We start from the raw sequence: 18,744 nt of genomic DNA, 5'->3' as shown, positions 1-18,744 counted from the left end.
CCCGATGGCGTTGCTAAGGGGGGGATTGAAAGAGACCCTTGCTAAGGGGGGAATTGAAATGTTGCCTACTGTTGACTTTATTACCGTGACTGTATCGTGATTTTTATTGAACTGGTTCTGCAAAATTTTGGTCCTTATATGGGACGACAGGTGATTGATTTACGTCCTCAAATTCATGGGGAAACCCGTCCAATTATCCTGTTTGGAGGGATGAATGGTGGGGGAAAAACTACCCTAATGGATGCCATTCGGTTAGCGCTTTATGGTCCTCGGGCTCAATGTTCGACCCGAGGTAATTTGAATTATAGTGATTTCCTGACACAGTGTGTAACTCGGGATTCGGATCCGGTGGAAAAAACTCGGATTGAGTTGGTGTTTGAGCATTTTGAAAATGATGCAGCAGTGGAGTTGCGGATTGTGCGCTATTGGGAAGCAAATCCGAAGGATGGTAAGGATACGTTAGGGATTTTGGAAGGAGATTGGCCGCGAACAGATTTGACGAATATTTGGGATGAATATATCGAGAATTTGTTGCCGTTGGGGATTTCTAATCTGTTTCTATTTGATGGGGAACAGGTGAAGGAACTGGCGGAACAGGAAACGCCGCCTCCGGTGGTGGTGGATGCGATTCAATCCCTGTTGGGGTTAGAGTTAGCGGAACGTTTATCCATAGATTTGGATATTTTGGTTCGACGAAAACAGAAGAAGCTGGCAAGTGCAAAGCAATTGGCAAGTTTGGAAGAGATTGAACAAAAATTGTCTAAATCTAACGAAGATTTGGAGGAGGCAAAGCAAGAGTTAGGCGGGTTACAAAATAAGTTAGAAAAGGCCCATGAACGGCAGCGGGATGCTTGGGATAAGTTTATTTCGGAAGGAGGAAAAATTGCAGCAGAACGGACTCAGTTAGAAAAGCAAAAGCGCAATTTAGAAGGAAGTTTGGAACAGATGCGCGAGTCTTTGGGGGAATTAGCTGGGGGGAGTTTACCCCTGGTTTTAATTCAACCTTTGCTGACTGAGGTGCAGGTTCAAGGGGAACAGGAGGCGAAGTCTTTTCAGGCCAAAATTGCGCGGGATGTGGTGAAGGAACGCAGCAGTCGTCTGGTAGAATATCTGGACAAATTGAAGTTGAAACCGCAACAGGTGGATAAGATTAAGTTTTTCCTGGAACAGGAGGATGAGGCACTCGATCGCGAAATTGGTTCGGAAGAGGATATCTGGTTATCGGCAGATGAGGAAACTCTGTCTTTGTTGGCGAATGTTTTGCGTCATGAACTGCCAAGTCAGGTAAAATTGGCCGGGGAAAAGTTGCAGTCTTTGGAATCATTGGAAGTAGAAATTACGTTCAATGAACGCCAATTGGCTTCTGCACCTTCTCCGGAGATTTATGAACAACTGGATGCGGCATTGAAGGCGGCACAAGCGGCAGTGGTGAAGGCGCAAGGGGACTATAATAATGGTCAGCAGCGATGCGATAAGTTAAGTAAAGATATTGAAGGGTTTAAGAAGGAACTGGCGGTGTACAGTGAAACGAGTATTGAACGCCAAAATGATGAGCATATTATTGAGTCATCGAAGAAGGTTCAGGAAACCCTGAAATTGTTTAAAGAAAGGTTGACCCTGCGGAAGTTAAATAAGTTAGAGGTGGAGGTAACGGATTGTTTCCGCTATCTGTTACATAAAGCGGATTTAGTCCATCGGATTGCGATTGATACGCAAAGTTTTGGATTGTCCCTGTACGACCCCGAGGGTAAACCTGTTCCAAAACATCGCCTTTCTGCCGGGGAAAAGCAGTTGTTAGCGATCGCCTTTTTGTGGGGATTAGCGCGAGTCTCGGGACGGCATCTCCCGGTGGCGATCGATACACCATTAGGACGGTTGGATTCTTCCCATCGGAATAATCTGATTGAACGCTATTTTCCATCAGCATCCCATCAAGTGATTCTGTTATCTACGGATACAGAAATTAGCAAAACTGAGTATGAACATCTCGTAGAACAAGAGGCGATCGCCAACAGCTATCTCCTCAAATATCAACCGGAAACCCGAAAAACTGTTGTAGAAAAAGGCTATTTCTGGTAAACTGTCACACCGATTTATTTTAAAGCATCAATGGAACCACCACTCGACCGAATTAAACTCTCTCAAACCGCTAAAGAACAACTTAGCAAACTCAAACGCTATACGAAAATAGACCAATGGAATATTTTATGCCGCTGGGCATTTTGTAAATCTTTATCTGAAACTTCTATCCCTTCTCCAGTGCCAATTCCCGCTGATAGTAACGTCGAAATGAGTTGGCGAGTCTTTGGCGGGGAAATGTCCGATATTTTAATTTTGGCATTGAAACAACGCTGTCACCAAGATGGATTGGGAACGGATAAAGAGACATTGGCAAATCAGTTTCGCTTGCATCTGCATCGCGGGATTGGGTATCTGGCAGGAGATCCGAATCTGAAGAAAATTGAGCATTTAATCGAGGTGGCGACTCAGGCAGGGGAGAAAGAATCCCAAGGGAAACGGTGAACCAGTAGTCAAATTTGCCGCTAGAATGGAAAGAACATTTTACATCAACCGCCGATTTATGTACAAGTTATCTGCTTTCAAAGTTCTCACGGTCTGTTTTTCGTTCACCTTGGCAATTTTGTTTTATTTGGCGGCAATTCCTGCGGCATTCGCTGCTGAGATTTCACCCAATGCGACGATTGCCAGTATGTTTTCCTTTTCCGGGGAACGTCCCGACAGTTTAGGAGTAAGTATGGGCAAATTATCCCCTTGTCCAACTTCTCCCAATTGTGTCTCTTCTCAAGCAGAAGAAACGGATAAAAAACATAAAGTTGAACCGTTACAATATAAGTCATCGGAGAAAAAAGCCTTTGCCCATCTCAAGGAGATTATTGAAGAGATGGATAATGCTAAGATTATTAAATCCGAGGCCCATTATTTGTATGCTGAATTTACCAGCGCTTTAATGGGATATGTGGATGATGTGGAATTTTTTCTGGATCGCAAGTCGGGAGTAATTCAAGTGCGATCGGCATCGCGGTTAGGACAATCGGATTTAGGGGTAAACCGGAAACGAATCGAAGACATTCGCAGTAAATTTAGCGCCTAGTTCTCCATCAGTTTCTGCTGTACTGGGGTAGCGGCGATAATTTTTTGGACTGGCGGCAGCCGTTTTGTGGTATGAACAAGGTGGGTCACGATCGCTGCTGAGTTACACCTCCTATCTTATGGATAAATCCAGTTTGCCGCTACCCCAAACCAAACTAAACCGTTTGGCATCGGTTCACCGCCATCTACCCCGTGCCCTGCGTCTCGCCGGAGAAGCGGGAATCCTGACTTCTGAAACCACGTTTTTGGACTATGGGGGAGATACTAATCACCATCCTGCGGATGTTGTTTATCTTGCCGATATCCTCAATGTAATCCAGTCCCCAGAAGAACGTCAGGATGTCTTGCAGGATGCTTGGAACTTGACCCACAATGTCTTAATTGTCGCTTCATCGGTCACTGTTTCTGAGGTCAATCAAGGAAAAATCGCCTACGGAAAAGAGGGCGTGATTCCCATGAATTCCGTTCATACTTATTATGAACAAGTAGAACTGAAAAGGGAACTGGACCGCATTTTGTCCGTAGAGGCAACACCGGCAGGATTGGGAGTTTATTTTATCTTTCGCAATCCGGCAGATGCTCAAATTTATCAGTTCAACCAAGGGCGATCGCGTTCCGTAATTCCTCCCCTCAACCCCGATGCTACCCCCTTAATTGAACAGGAAGAAATTATCACTCCGTTAATGGAGTTTATTGCGGAATGGGGACGGTTACCCAAAGTAAAAGAGTTATCCACCGGCCAAAAAATCGTTACAAAATTTGGCAGCTTAGAACAGGCATTTAATCAAATTAAAGAAGCAACTCCAAGTCAAATTTGGGACCAAATCCAGGAACAATGCCGTCAAGATGCCTTAATTTATATCGCCGGTCTAATTTGGGAAAAAAAGCACGTTCCCGCCTTATCGGAAGTTTCCCCCCAAATTGCCGCTAATTTTCGCGCGTTATTTGGCAATTGGACAACAGCAAAACAATTGGCCCAAAACTTGCTATCCCAATTAGAATCTCCGGATGCAGTTGCCACCGCTTGCCAAAATAGTCTCCTCGGAAAAAAGCTACCCGGTGCATTATATGTTCATATTTGGTCCCTAGAATCTTTAGACCCCATCCTCCGTTTATACGAGGCCATTACCCGTCGTCATTTAGGCCAAGTTGATGGCTCAACCTTAATTAAATTTAACCTGGATAAACCCATTATTTCTTATTTATTTTATCCCGAATTTGACACCGACCCGCATCCAGCATTAGAGGCCAGTCTACAGATTCATTTCCCCGAGGGCCGAATTCGCTATCGAGACTATCGCCAAGCAGATAATCCTCCCGTTCTCCACCGTAAAGAAACCTTTGTCACCCCGGATTATCCACTTTATGAACTATTTGAAACCCTCACCCGAGAAGAAGAAAAATTAGGACTTTTAAACAAGTCACGGGGGATTGGAACTCGCAATGGATGGTTAGACTATTTGGCCGCTGCGGGGGTCGAAATTCAAGGACATACGGTCATTGTCACCTCAGAACCTAAGACTACCTATGAACCCCTAAAAACCACCCCCAAAATCGAACGCCATCGCGCTGCAATTGTTCGTAATGCCATCTCTCGTCCAATGCGATTAGGATTAGAAGCGGGATTTTTTACCGAAGGAACGACCTTTTTTGATTATGGATGTGGTCATGGGGGAGATATTAAACGGATTGCCGAACAAGGATTTCCCAGTAGTGGTTGGGACCCCTATTATTCCCCAGATACTCCTTTGACTCCGGCAGATGTGGTGAATTTGGGTTATATCATTAATGTGATTGAAGATTTAGAAGAACGCCGACAAGCGCTGATTCAATCCTGGAAATTGACCCAAAAAGTGTTAATTGTGGCGTCTTTAGTCTTAGTAGATGATCGCAATAGTGGTCAGGTTGCCTATGGAGATGGGGTCATTACCCGCCGCCATACTTTTCAGAAATATTATGAACAGGAAGAACTAAAACAGTATATTGAAAGTGTTCTACAAGTCGAAGCAGTTCCCGTAGCATTGGGGATTTATTTTGTCTTTCGGGACCAACAATTGGCACAACGGATTCAAGCGCATCGGTTCCGCAGTCGGACTACAGTTCCTAAACTGCTGAAAAGTTTTGATGAATATCGGGAAATCCTGACGCCACTCATGGAATTTGCCAGCGATCGCGGCAGACTCCCAGTTCCCGGCGAACTCCCTCAAGAACCCCAAATTATCGCTGAATTTGGCAATTTGCGCCGCGCCTTTAAAGTGATTATGGAGTTCACCCATCCGGAAGAATGGGAAGCAATCACCGAAAAACGCCGCAAGGATATCCTGACTTATATTGCCGTCAGCAACTTATTAAAACGAGTCCAACTGTCTCATTTACCCTTAGAAATTCAAAATGATATCAAAGCGCTATTTCCCTCTTATCGGACTGCCTGCATCATGGCAGAACAACTGGTATTTAGTTTAAATGATATTGCATTAGTGGCCCGGAGTTGTCAAAATAGTCCCGTAGGATTGCTCAAACCCAACAGTTTCACGGTTCATATTTCCGCCTTAGAAACCCTCGAACCTTTGCTGAGAATTTATGAAGGCGTCGTTAGTCGAGCAATTGGGCGGATGGATGAGGCCACTTTAATTAAATTTAGCCTAAAAAAGCCAAAAATATCTTACTTATTTTACCCCAATTTTGACCAAGAAGCACATCCCCTCTTACATACCCAAATGGATATTGATTTAATCGATTTGCGGGTAATTTATCGGGACTATGACAAGGACGATAATCCGCCCATCCTCCATCGGAAATATGCCTGCTTAACTCCGGACTATCCCCAGTATGAAAAACTGGTAAAACTGACCCATCAAGAAGAAAATCGAGGATTGCTAGACCGACCCTGGGAGATTAAAACCCTCAAAAATTGGCAAAAAAGATTAGAAGAAAACTGTGCCGAAATTCGGGGAAATAGGGTGTATTGGCGCAAAGATTCTGACCCCTATCGCCTGAGAATCCTCAAAGCAGCAGCAGCACTGCGATCGCGCCAGAAAAAGCAAGTGCAACCTGAACCGGATTTAAGCTAAACTAAAATAAAGCAACAGCGAGGTTCAATCATGAGTTTAACAATTGCTGACTTGGAACAAGTTCAACTGGAACATCCCGAGTGGAACCTGGAATTAATTGATGGAGGGATTAAGGCAATGGGTCCATCTGACGATACCTCTAGCGAAATTGGTGCTCAATTTACCTTTTTGTTGAAACTGTGGGTCAATCCCCGCAGATTAGGACGAGTTTATGACTCTAGTGGGGGATTTATCCTCCCGAATACTGACTTACGGGCACCGGATGTATCCTTTGTTCTGGCGGACCGAATTAAGCGCAGTAATCGGGATTTTGTGCGTCTCGTTCCAGATTTGATGGTAGAGATTAAATCCAAAAGCGATCGCATTAATCCCCTCGCTGATAAAATCAAACTATTTTTAGCATTAGGAACCACCGTCGGCATTTTAGTTGACCCGGATAAAGAAACGGTCACCGTCTATCGTCCCACGGGAGAAACTACCGTATTAAAAACTGAAGAGACCTTAATCATTCCTGAGTTATTCCCCGGGTGGGAAATGCCAATTGCTGATTTATGGCCGCCCGTATTTGAGTAATAAAAGGGCTATTTTATCAGGCAATAAATCTCTATATATTAGCCCGCGCAGGCGGGCTTTGTTTCTGTAGCCACACCCTTAAGGGAAGGGTGCGGGTTTATTGAATCAATTTCGCCAACTCAACCCACTCCTCAATTCCTTTTTTAGTCGGCTGTTTCCCCCGAGTAAAAGTCCAAATATCCCGCTTTTTTTGCGGGCCATAACTAATATGAATGGGCCGATTTTCCCCATAAAAATAAAGGGAATCAAAGGGTAATTGATGCGTTAATATCCAATCCACTAAATCTGTAGTGGATAAATCCAGAATCAGAAAATCGCAGGAGGCCCCGAGACGCTGACAATAATACTTCCCCTTCTGATTCATTTCATGGGCCAAATGTTGGTCTAATTCCGGGGCTACGCGCCCATTTTTCTTCCCCGTTATAGGGTCTTTTTTCTCCAGATACCGCTTTAAATCTTTAGAACAAAATCCATAGGTTAACCGAAAGCGATCGGGTCCGAACTCATCGATAACGGGATCGACAATTGCCTCAATTAACGCCAAAATTGCCGGAATCGTTTCCTGGGGGTTGTTCGGAAAGGGATGAATCTGATCCTTGTAGGTTTGATAGGTTTGCGTACAGGTGCAAAATTCTTCTAGGGTGAGGTATTTGCCAATTTTTTCTCCAGTCATCGTGGCGATCGCTCATTAATGGTAAAATAAGCCAGAGTGAGGGCAACAACAGATTTCTTTGTTCCGACCTCATCCGTTCATTCCCTAAGTTATACTCCATTGATATCGTAAATCTCCGGTTTTAACAAGAATTCATCGGATGGGTGAATGGCAAATTGCTAATTTTAGACCGGGTTGGGCGACGATCGCCGTGGGTCATTTCCCCGGTGGGTAAAACCGGGGGCGGTGAGCAAAATTCGTGCAAAATCGATTCAATCTCCACCCACTATGATGAATTTTAGCGATAAATTACAAAGTGCGATCGACCGCAATAATAGCCTGCTATGTGTAGGACTTGACCCGGATCCCGAGGCACTTCCCTCCCGGTTCGGGACCCCGGATAACCCGGAGACTCTGATCGCGCGTTTGACGGATTGGCTGCATTTTATCATTGCCCAAACTGCTGAATTAGTTTGTGCCTACAAACCAACCCTCGGATTCTACACCGCTTTGGGGGCGGAGGGCTTAGATTTATTGCAGCAAATTTTACAAGCGATTCCCAGTTGCCTGCCGGTGATTTTAGATGCTAAACACTCGGATCTCAACAGTAGTACCGTATTTGCCCAGACAATTTTTGAACGGTGGCAAGTGGATGCAGTGACGCTGAGTCCCTATCCCGGGCAAGATTTAGCCGCCCCGTTTTTACTGTATCCCGATAAAGCCGTCTTTGTCCTCTGTCATACCTCCAATCCGGCGGCGCAAGTCTTGCAACATTATCCAAAAAAAGATGCGCCGTTGTACCTACAAATCGTCAAGGAAACCCGGACTTGGGGGACTCCAGAACAGGTGGCAGTCGAGGTGGGAACCAATACCCCGGAAGTCTTGAAGCAAGTCAGGTCTATTGCCCCAGAACGGCTGATTCTCGCCCGTAGTATCTGGTCCGAAGGAACGGTTTTAGCTAACATCCTCAAAGCCGGTTTAAACAGTCAAGGAGATGGCTTAATCCTGCCAGTTCCCCAAGATTTTTTAAGCAGTGAAAATGCCGGTTCCCTCATTTTAGGACTGCGAGAAACGATTAATCAAGTCCGAATTCGCATCCCATCGGAGGCACAAGCTTGTCCGGTGTGGTTTCCGGATATTCCGGCGACTGATGCTCATCCCCATACCGATTTAATTCTGCAACTCTATGATTTGGGGTGCATCATGTTTGGAGAATATGTCCAAGCATCTGGGGAAACTTTTCCCTATTATGTTGATTTGCGAACTATTATCTCAAATCCCCAAATTTTCGATAAAATTATTGGGGCTTATGCCGAGGTTTTAAACACCCTAACATTTGACCGGATTGCAGGAATTCCTTACGGGGCATTACCGACAGCAACAGGACTTTCTTTACGGTTGAATTATCCGATGATTTTTCCTCGGAAAGAAGTGAAAGCACATGGGACGCGGCGATTAGTGGAAGGTCATTTTAATCCCGGGGAAACCGTAGTGGTGGTAGATGATATTTTAATTAGTGGAAAAAGTGCCATGGAAGGGGCGCAAAAGCTCCAATCAACCGGATTAAAGGTGGAGGATATTGTAGTCTTTATTGACCATGAAAAAGGGGTGAAACAACGATTAAAAGTCAATGGATATCAAGCTCATTCGGTCTTGACCCTTTCGGAAATTGCTGAAACTCTTTATGATGCAAGACGCATCACCGATCGCCAATTTCAGTTTTTTAAAGATACCCATTAATTCCCCCCGGGAAACCCAGATTTTGCCCAAGGGCGATTTACTCTCTGTATAGTCGGGAAGGAACGATGGAGTTCCAGGCGTTAAGGGGGGATGACTGCCGCAACTCCCTGTACCGTAGCTGGAAAAGGGCGATCGCATCAGCAGCGATCGCCCCTTCTCACAATCTTGAGATGGGGGCGGGGGGCGGAAAGTGAGTGAGAGTTTGGGACTTTTATGAACCCTGAAATCTCCTCGCTTCCGAGGTTTTCTGGGTCAATTGGGACGTGCAAAACCCGGTAATTAAGAATTGTTACAAAACATTTTTTTTGGTCAAAAAGTAAACGATGAGTCAAGGGTTATGATAAAATTTTCAAAAAATATTCAGAAAAATAACTCGCTCAAATAAACGCTCCGCTTCACTACACCAAAAGGCCCTATTTCCTCCCTCTTTCAACCCAGTTGTCCTCAAACCCCGTCCTTGATTCACCTAGACAGTCGGAGAATTCAGATGATGAAGCCAGAAACCCTAAGTTGGGCAAACTACGAACGAGAACCGATTCAAAGTCCCGGTTTAATCCAACCTCATGGAGTCCTGTTCGTTCTTTCCAGAGAAATCAATATATTACAAGTTAGTAACAATACAGTTAAGTTTTTTGGACGCCCCCCGGAAACTTTTTTAGGCCAACCCTTAGCGAGGGTAATGGATGAAACTCAGGTTAATCTTATCCGAGAATCTATCACTTATCAGAATTTGGCAACTGTCAATCCTATCAACCTAACTATTCAGACTGACTGTAAAACTCTCTATTTTGATGGAATCATTCATCCCTCTCATCCCGATTGTTTTATTTTAGAACTCGAACCCACCCTTTCCCTAAAAACCGTGGGATTTTTAAGTTTTTATAAATTAGTAGAAGCGGCTGCATCAACGATTCAAAATTCCCAAAATTTTCAAGAACTCTGCCAATTTGTAGTCAAGGAAGTTAGAAATATTACCGGATTTGATCGGGTAATGCTCTATCGATTTGATCCTGCCGGACATGGGACCGTTTTGGCTGAGGAAAAGCTGGAGTCTATGAACAGTTGGTTAAACTTAAATTATCCAGCCGAAGATATTCCACCCCAAGCTAGACAACTCTATTCCCTTAATTTGCTCCGATTAATTGCTGATGTCAACTACAAACCTGTTGCAATTATTCCGACGATTAATCCCCTAGATAAAAGGCCCCTTGACTTGAGTCATTCAGTTCTTCGCAGTGTCTCCCCTTGTCATATCGAGTATCTTCAAAATATGAACGTTAGTGCATCTATGTCAATTTCGATTGTCAAAGAGGGAAAACTGTGGGGACTGGTTGCCTGCCATCATAACTCTCCTAAATATGTGTCTTATGAAGTAAGAAAAGCCTGCGAATTTTTTGGAAAGGTTATGGCATTGGAACTGCGGTCTAAAGAAGATGATAGCTACTATGAATATCGCCTGCAATTGCAATCAACTACGGCGAAATTAGTCGAATATATGTCAGGAGAGACTAATTTTATTGACGGATTATTAAATTATCAACCGAACTTACTGGATCTAGTGAGGGCGGATGGGGCGTTGATTTATTTTAAAGGGACTTGTTGTCCCCTGGGCAATACTCCCAATCCCGATCGCATTGAGCCGCTAATTCACTGGCTAGAACAACAGAACTTTTCCACGGTTTATCATACTGATTCCCTGGCAAGTGTTTATCCCGAAGCCGAATCTTATAAAGATATCGCCAGTGGATTGTTGGCGGTGGTCATTTCCCAAGAACCTAAGCATTATGTATTATGGTTTAGAACCGAGGTAATTGATCAAGTCAGTTGGGCGGGAGACCCCAATACTCCCTTTGAACTGTTACCGGGCAGAAATCCTCGACTGCATCCTCGAAAATCTTTTGAAGTGTGGCAAGAGAGTGTCAAATTAAAATCCTTACCCTGGAAACCCTGTGAAATTGATGCGGCATTAGACCTCAAAAATGCGATCATCACAATCGTTCTGCGGCAGGCAGATGAACTGGCTAAATTAAATTTAGCCTTGCAGAAATCTGAAGCGAAAACTCAAGAAAAAGCCAATCAGCTTGCCCAAGCCCTGCAAGAAATCCAGCGCACCCAGACCCAGTTAATTGAACAAGAAAAAATGTCAGAACTGGGGGAATTAATTGCTAGTATAGCCGCTGAAATTACGAATCCGATTAACTTTATCACGGGAAATCTGGCTCATGCTCAGGAGTATGCAGAGGATTTATTAAATCTATTGTATCTTTATCAACAGCACTATCCTGAACCCGTCCCGGAGATTTTAGAAACCATAGAATCAATTGACCTTGAATTTACCTCTCAAGATTTTTCCCACTTGATTGAATCGATGAAAGGGGGGGCGGAACGGATTCGAGATTTAGTTGATGCCTTGCGAAATTTCATGCGATTAAATGAATCGGAATTGAAGGCGGTGGATATTCATGAGGGAATTAATAGCACGTTATTGATTTTACAACATCGATTCAAAGGGAAAGGAGGTTCCCCGGGAATTCAAATTATCAAAGCTTATGGAAATCTGCCCGAGGTGGAGTGCTATCCCAGCCAACTCAATCAAGTGTTTATGAATCTGATATCCAATGCGATCGATGCGTTAGACTCCCACCCCAACCACCCGGGACAAAAAACCATTTTGATTCGCACCGAAGCCCTGGGAGGCGATCGCGTCTTAATTAGTATTGCTGATAACGGGGTGGGGATTAACCCCAGCCTTCAGGACAAAATCTTTGAGCCATTTTATACGACAAAATCTACGAAAAAATCCATCGGGGTTGGGTTGGCGATCGCCAAGGAAGTAGTCGTAGAGAAACATCAAGGTGAGATTCGCTATATTTCTGAACTATCCCAGGGGGCCGAGTTCATCCTGGAAATTCCCATCCAACAGACGTATCCGACCCCTCCTCAACCCTTGGATGTAGCCGGACCCCCTTCTTAGCACAATGTTTCTCCCTAATCCAGCATCGGTACAGTCCCGGGACGACAAACCAGGTTCAGTCCAGAAAATCCGGAGCAATTCCCAGCCAAACAGGTCTGTGACAGCCGGTTTCTGGTCCCGGGGATATAATTCCTATACCTACCCTCTAGGAAAGGGTCAAATTAGCGATTAAACCCCCTTACAGTTGCCATTCAAAGAAGCGAACGGTTTGCCCTACCATTCGCTGCCAGAGCGATCGCTTGCGCCACTGCTCCAAACTGGCTACTTTAGATTTAGAAAACCCCCGTTGAAAAATTTGCTCAACTTCTTTTAAAACATTCGGTTCGCCGGTGGAAAAATCTAATTCATCGTTATGAAAAAAGCTGCGGGGGTCAAAATTAGCACTTCCAGTCGTCATCCAGCGATCGTCAATCAATAATAGCTTGGCATGGGTCATACTCGGTTGATATTCATAGATCTCAATTCCGGCGGCCAACATCGGTCCATATCCTTCATAAGACGCATAATAAACCTTTTTTTTATCACTCACCGAACTGGTGGTGAGAATTTTGATATCCAATCCCCTCTTTTTGGCAGCAATCAGCAAATCCCGGGAATTAAGGTCCGGGAAAAAATAAGGACTTGCCAACCAAATGCGCTTTCTGGCTGCTAATAAATTGGTTTGAAATAAAGCTCGAATTGGGGAAAATCGGTAAGTAGGATTAAAGGAAGGAGTCACGAGGGTAATCGGCTTTTGGGCCGGGTCTTTTTTAAATATTTCTGGGCCGAGATCCGCGACTCCACTCGCATAAGTCCAATGTTGAACAAAGACGCCTTCTAATACGGTAACAATCTCTCCTTCCAGGCGAAATTCACAATCAAACCACGGTTCTTTTTCTCCGGAACCGGACTCCCCGTCCCAAAAATCAGAAATTCCCGCACCCCCAATATAGGCAAACCGACTATCAATAGCGAGTAATTTTCGGTGGGTTCTCCCGGCATAATCTGCCGGAGCTTTCCAGTCAAATGGATTGAAAAACAGCACCTTAACTCCGGCAGCTTTTAATCGGTTCCAATACTTGTTGGACATAGTTTTACTGCCGTAACTATCTACCAATAATTTAACGGTTACTCCCGCTGTTGCGCGTTCGGAAATTGCTGCGGCAAAGTCATTCGCCCGTCGTCCCGGGGTCATGAAAAAGGTTTCAAAATGGATAGAATTTTGGGCTTTGGCGATCGCATCGAGTCTGACTTGTTGAATGGTGGGTGAATCATTCCAAACATCGGTAATTAAAGCAGAGGTGATTAAAGAATTAGATAAGCTTGCTTGGGCGATCGCAAAGCGGGGTTCTCCCGGAGTCGGGGGATTTTTTACCTTGTATTCTACGCGATCGCGAAAGGTTCCGCGAATATACAACGAAATCACGAGAAGTATCGCCAATCCAATCATTGTCGCCAGAATCCATACCAGTACCGAATTCATTATTTCTCCTCGTCATTTTTCGGTCTAGCCTCACTTATGATAACACGCTTCCGCTAAGATTGCCGTGAGCTTCACCGTTTAGGGAGTGACTCGGATGGTTTTGAAAATTTTCAGTCTTCAGACTAGATGTCGCGTAGCCTCCGACCTTAATTCTCTCTCCCCTGGGGTTTCAGCGATCGCAAGCTTAAAAGTGAGTTTATCACATAGAGTAATTTCTCCTAATTATTGACGAAATTGATATTTTATGTCTCTATCTAAAGATAGAGTCACAACTTTTTATCCCAAGACAGAGACAATCCCGCCCATTTTATCCCCCAACTTAGGTCACAATATGAGTTGCATTCAACCCGGACAATGGATCAAAGTAACAGCCCTTTTTCTGGGGATTATATTGACTTGGACGGTGGCATTCCCCGCCCAAGCACTCGTCTGTCGAACCCTGGGCGATCGCTCAGTGTGTATTGTGCAAATTCAGCGCAGTGCAAAATATCATTGGGAATATCGAGTAGCCCTTCGCCTTGACGGCGTAGATCAACCCTTGGAACGCTATAACTGTCGCGATCGCATTCGAGTTCAAGGGAATGGAACGAGAGTTTCCTTTGAGCCAGATGGGGTGGGAGATCTGATTTGTCGATTGCTTAAATAGGGGGATTGCAGAATTGTAAAAAGCCACCTATTTTAATGCGTGTAAGGCTGCTTCTTTCTTTCCGTTTCATTAATTAGGAAATAATAGACTTCTAGTAAACTATCCGGATTGCTCCCCCCAACCCCCCTTAAAAAGGGGGGCTTTAGGGAGTAGTTTGCTCTTTATCTTGATGTTAGAGTCAGTGTTATGAATTAAGCTAAAAAATCCTTTCTTTATCTTCTCCCCCTTCCCTTCAAGCGAAGGAGGTTGGGGGGTTAGGTCAGTGTGGGTGATCGAGTAAACCGGATATTAGACTTCTTGCAAAATTCTTTAAAGCCCCCCAGCAAATAAACATTGATTCCTCTGGCTTCCCCCAGCAAATAAACATTGATTCCTCTGGCTTCCCCCTTCTTAAGGGGGACGGGAGGGGGATCGACCGGGGACGGGAGGGGGATAATCAGGGGGGTTGGGGGGATCAATTCGGATTTTTGTAAGAGGTCTATTAAAATCAGGCTAAAATTATGGTAAAATAATTTAGACTCGCCTATAAATGGGGATGTTACTATTTTTTTTCGGGCCATTTTGTCCCCATTTCCGTGAGGGCCGAGAACAGTAAATAGAGAATTAAAATCCCCATAGAGCCGATAAAAATCAGCCAATCGTGACTCATAAAAAACTTCCTGCTTTATAAAAAAGTGTGTACAAACTGGATGGGTAAATTGAAGGATGGAAGTTGAAGAAACTCCCTTAGCCCATATTCCCAGTTGGGGCAATTCATATACTGCCTACTGCGAGTCAGCCTCTGGAGAAGCTTGGAGCAATTGAGCGATCGCCTGAATGAACAAATCCGGCTCAATGGGTTTAGATAAATGTAACTGAAACCCGGCTAAAAGAGCTTGTTGCCGATCCAATTCACTGGCATAGGCGGTGAGAGCGATCGCCGGAATTTTGCCGCCCAGTTCAGGTGGAAATGAGCGCACCTGACGCATAAACATATAACCATCAATATCGGGCATTCCGATATCACAAACGAGCAGATCATAGAAGTTTTGATTTAAGGCAATGAGTGCCTCTGCCGCACTGGCACAGGAAGTCACTGTTGCCTGCGCTTCCTCCAAGGTAAAAGCGGCTAACTCCAGCAGATCCGGTTCATCATCCACCACCAGCACGCGCAGACCCTGTAAATTCTCCATCAGACTCAGGGGAGGGCGATCGCCCTCATCAGGAGTCGGTTCCACGGACATCAGGGGTAAATGAATCGTAAAGGTTGAGCCTAAGCCCTCACCGGGACTTTCAGCCATCACCGAACCCCCATGCTGTTCCACAATATACCGGACGATCGCCAATCCCAACCCTAAACCCCCAAAAGAGCGCGTCGTTCCGCCATCTTCCTGGCGAAAATATTCAAATACATAAGGCAGAAACTGGGGAGCAATACCTTTTCCCGTATCGTTAACTTGAATCTGAGCCATTGAATCCACCTTGCTTAAAATCACCTCAATTTGGCCATTAGCCGGGGTAAATTTCACCGCATTAGAGAGCAGATTCCACAACACTTGTTGGAGGCGAATCACATCACCGGCAACCGGACTCGCGGCGTTATCAAATCGAGTTTCGATATGAATCGATTTCGCCTCTGCTGCCAAACTAACAGTTTCTAGCGCCCCAGTGATTACCGAGATTAAATTAACAGGTTGGACATTCAGGGTTAATTTGCCCCGCAGAATCCGAGAAACATCGAGTAAATCCTCAATTAATTGAGTTTGTAACAGGGCATTACGCTCGATGGTTTCTAAAGCTTTATCAATCGTTTTTTGATCAAAGGTCCGAGAACGGAGCAACTTGGCCCAGCCTAAAATCGGATTGAGGGGCGATCGCAATTCATGAGAGAGGACCGCCAAAAATTCATCCTTAATCCGGTTAGCCGATTCCGCATCTTCTCTCGCCGATCGTTCGCGCTTGAGGAGTTGTTCGCGCTCCCGTTCCATTTGTTTGCGCTGGGTCAAATCCAGGACAAATGCGATCGCCTTATCCTCCGTTTCTTCTAACCGGGCTGCCCCCAATAATACCGGAACCCGACGACCATCAGCCCGGATACATTCCATTTCAAAAGGAGTAAATGCCCCGGTTTCTTGTAACTCCTGAGTGATGCGGCGATCGCCCTCAAAATATTCGGGAGGGGCAATTTTCAGCCAATGAATGTTACCCGAAGCTAAATCAGCGCGAGTATAGCCCATCATTTGCAGAAATTCATCATTAGCTTCGAGTACGGGCCCTTCAATTTCTACGACGATCGCCCCAATAATATTCGATTCCACCAAGCGACGAAATTTCGCCTCACTTTGCCGTAACTCCGCCTCAGCGCGATCGCGTTCTTGGGTGCGGCGAACCAGGCGATCGCGCATCGTCCCAAACACTAAAGATAAATTTGCCAGTTCCGTAATATTGCTAGTCGGTAGAGGCGCTTGGGAATTGCCCTTGCCTAACTCTTGTGCCGCAAACGCCAGAGTTCTGAGGGGATGGGTCAAGCGGTGAGAGAGGAACCCCCCGATCGCCAGGGAAGCCGTTGCCACCGCCAACAGCACCACAAAATCCCGTTCCCGTCTAACATTTAAGGTCCCTAACACTTCCTCTGCCGGACGTTCCACAATCGCACCCCAGCCAAAATCTGGGACTCGGGCATAGCCGACCAATTCGCGGATGGGTCCATTCCAGTAGCTTAGTTTTCCCAAGGAAATGGAACTCTCCAAAAGGGCAGCTACTGGAGGCACATCGGCGAAGTTCGCGAAGGAATTAACCAACTGGACATTAGGATGAGCAATCACCCGGCCTTTTTTATCAACCAGATAAGCTTTGAGACTCGTATCCGACGCCATCCGGCCCAGTTGTGCCATAATCCGAGACGAGGCGATCGAACCCGCTACAGCCCCAGCAAATTCTCCCTGAGAATTTTTAATTGGCACTAGAAAAAATGCCACCGGCAAATTCACCGTTCTACCCACCTGGAAATTGAGAATCGGTTGAACCGTGAGTCGGACCTCTTGAAAAGAAGCCATTTCCTGAATCGAAGGACCGAGGGGACGGTTATCGCTGCGGGCCACCTCTTGACCATTCGCATTAAAGGTACTTAATACCTGAATATCCGGATAAGCCCCATGAACAACCTGGAGGAGAGCCTGCTGTTGTTTCGGGTCCATTTCTGCCAATCCGGGGTGATTCCCCAAAGCAACCATCGCCGAACGATGCAGGTTGATATAGGTGGCGATATCTTGCGAGAGAGCAACCGCCAGGGACTGCTGAACCGTCAGCGCATGATCGATGATAGCTTGCTCTTGGGGAAGAGATACCAGGGTTGTTAAAGAGACCAGAGGTAAGGTCACAATGCCAATGGAAGCTACGGCAACTCGGGTTTGTAACGAAAGAGGATCCAGTCGGTTCAGGCGCTTGCCGATCCAGGGGAGGAATGCCAAAGCTGTTCCCAATCCCGCATAGGAGAGCACCCCATTCCACAGAGTAAAGCCCAATCCTAGAATCCAGGTCCAAAGGAAGGTCCCCGCGAAGACATGAACCAATTGAAACAGCCACCGAGGGACTTTCGGGTAAAGCTGAACCCCCAAAAGACTCGCGCCGATCGCTAAATAGAGGAGGGCGTAGGGGAGTCGGTACGAAGGCAGCACCGGGGATAAGGATGCCTGTAATTTTGGATTCAACAGGGTGAGGAACAACAGGGCTTCAATCACCATTCTCAATCCCATTGCTACCGCAAACAGGTCGATCGCCAGGGCCTTCTCCTCCTTCTGCCGATCTCGACCCGCAGGGTCAGGGTGTAAAAAAGGGGCGATCGCCAGCGCCAATCCCAAGATCAACGGCCCCACCACCCCGATCAATTTGCCCACAGAAGCATATCCGATGCCAATCTGGAACAACACCACCCCCGCCATCAAATGAGCGCAGAGGATACTCCACCGCAGGGGTAGCAAGGTCGCTACCCCGATCAACCCAGCGCCTACCATCACTTGCAACGCCCCCAACCCAGTCACATAAGGCTGAAACGGGGCAAAAATATCGCTGGCGACTTTGTGTGGCAACATCAGCATCAATGTGCCCCGGACGGCAAGATAAATGCCAATAAACCATTGAAGCGTATCAATCCGGATAGGGCGTTTCATCAAGTTCTTCTAGTCAACGGTGAATGATGGAACCCAGGGCATCAGGTGAATCGCCAGTTTGGGAGCAGGTCAATCGAATCCGGCCAAATTTTTCTGGGGTATTGACTTATGATTTTAGCATGGACAGCAGAGGCGAGACTTGGGACTCCACCCTTCTATGACCCGGGGATCAGTTGAGATCCCAAGGAGAAAAAACCCAGTTTCTGACCCGAGATAACGCTCCTGATCCGCAGAGATTTTGTCAAGAAATCGGGCTTTTAACTCTGACTAGACGGACTCGCCTGGGGTAGCTGAGAATTTCTACAATTTTTCGGGTCTAATAGGCCATCCATCTACAATGCCCCCTCCCTGAGCCATCTCTGGATGC

The 18,744-nt window shown here is 45.8% G+C and carries 11 protein-coding genes; 8 read left to right on the top strand and 3 right to left on the bottom strand.

Features of this window, described 5'->3' with window-relative positions; genetic code table 11:
• Nucleotides 1-96: 96 nt before the first annotated feature.
• The 5 genes from dndD (at nt 97) to NG796_RS20325 (ending at nt 6,755) form a co-directional block, all read left to right on the top strand.
• A complete protein-coding gene (gene dndD, locus NG796_RS20345; RefSeq protein ID WP_261208829.1) occupies nt 97-2,079 on the top strand; it encodes a DNA sulfur modification protein DndD in 1,983 nt (660 codons plus the stop codon).
• A gap of 30 nt (nt 2,080-2,109) precedes the next feature.
• Nucleotides 2,110-2,523, top strand: coding sequence for a DNA sulfur modification protein DndE (dndE, locus tag NG796_RS20340; protein WP_261208820.1), 414 nt, complete (start codon nt 2,110-2,112; stop codon nt 2,521-2,523).
• A 25-nt stretch (nt 2,524-2,548) separates the two neighbouring features.
• Nucleotides 2,549-3,112 (top strand): DUF1499 domain-containing protein, encoded by a 564-nt coding sequence (locus NG796_RS20335; protein ID WP_261208817.1) that lies wholly within the window; start codon nt 2,549-2,551, stop codon nt 3,110-3,112.
• A 118-nt stretch (nt 3,113-3,230) separates the two neighbouring features.
• The gene (locus NG796_RS20330) at nt 3,231-6,182 is read left to right on the top strand and encodes a DNA phosphorothioation-associated putative methyltransferase (RefSeq protein ID WP_261208815.1); all 2,952 of its coding nucleotides are present in this window, start codon (nt 3,231-3,233) and stop codon (nt 6,180-6,182) included.
• A 30-nt stretch (nt 6,183-6,212) separates the two neighbouring features.
• Entirely contained in the window at nt 6,213-6,755 is a 543-nt protein-coding gene (locus tag NG796_RS20325) for a Uma2 family endonuclease (protein WP_261208813.1), read from the top strand.
• Nucleotides 6,756-6,852: 97 nt separating this feature from the next.
• Here the strand turns inward: NG796_RS20325 and NG796_RS20320 are convergent, their stop codons facing one another.
• Nucleotides 6,853-7,428: a hypothetical protein gene (locus NG796_RS20320; RefSeq protein WP_261208812.1), complete on the bottom strand. Its 576-nt coding sequence runs from the start codon at nt 7,426-7,428 to the stop codon at nt 6,853-6,855.
• Nucleotides 7,429-7,698: 270 nt separating this feature from the next.
• On the opposite strand from NG796_RS20320, the gene NG796_RS20315 reads away from it, so the two are divergent.
• Both NG796_RS20315 and NG796_RS20310 read left to right on the top strand, forming a co-directional pair.
• Nucleotides 7,699-9,147: a bifunctional orotidine-5'-phosphate decarboxylase/orotate phosphoribosyltransferase gene (locus NG796_RS20315; RefSeq protein ID WP_261208888.1), complete on the top strand. Its 1,449-nt coding sequence runs from the start codon at nt 7,699-7,701 to the stop codon at nt 9,145-9,147.
• 487 nt (nt 9,148-9,634) lie between these two features.
• Complete coding sequence (locus NG796_RS20310; protein WP_261208811.1) at nt 9,635-12,121, top strand: ATP-binding protein; 2,487 nt, start codon at nt 9,635-9,637, stop codon at nt 12,119-12,121.
• Nucleotides 12,122-12,299: 178 nt separating this feature from the next.
• Here the strand turns inward: NG796_RS20310 and NG796_RS20305 are convergent, their stop codons facing one another.
• Nucleotides 12,300-13,583 (bottom strand): phospholipase D-like domain-containing protein, encoded by a 1,284-nt coding sequence (locus NG796_RS20305; RefSeq protein ID WP_261208809.1) that lies wholly within the window; start codon nt 13,581-13,583, stop codon nt 12,300-12,302.
• 244 nt (nt 13,584-13,827) lie between these two features.
• On the opposite strand from NG796_RS20305, the gene NG796_RS20300 reads away from it, so the two are divergent.
• Nucleotides 13,828-14,229 (top strand): hypothetical protein, encoded by a 402-nt coding sequence (locus NG796_RS20300; RefSeq protein ID WP_261208808.1) that lies wholly within the window; start codon nt 13,828-13,830, stop codon nt 14,227-14,229.
• A 764-nt stretch (nt 14,230-14,993) separates the two neighbouring features.
• Here NG796_RS20300 and NG796_RS20295 read toward each other — a convergent pair.
• The gene (locus NG796_RS20295) at nt 14,994-18,377 is read right to left on the bottom strand and encodes an ATP-binding protein (RefSeq protein ID WP_261208807.1); all 3,384 of its coding nucleotides are present in this window, start codon (nt 18,375-18,377) and stop codon (nt 14,994-14,996) included.
• Nucleotides 18,378-18,744 lie beyond the last annotated feature (367 nt).

It is taken from the genome of Laspinema sp. D2d, from assembly GCF_025370755.1.
In the GTDB taxonomy this organism is placed as follows: domain Bacteria; phylum Cyanobacteriota; class Cyanobacteriia; order Cyanobacteriales; family Laspinemataceae; genus Laspinema.
Note: the sequence above shows the minus strand (reverse complement) of the source record. Positions and strands in the feature narration are given on the sequence as shown.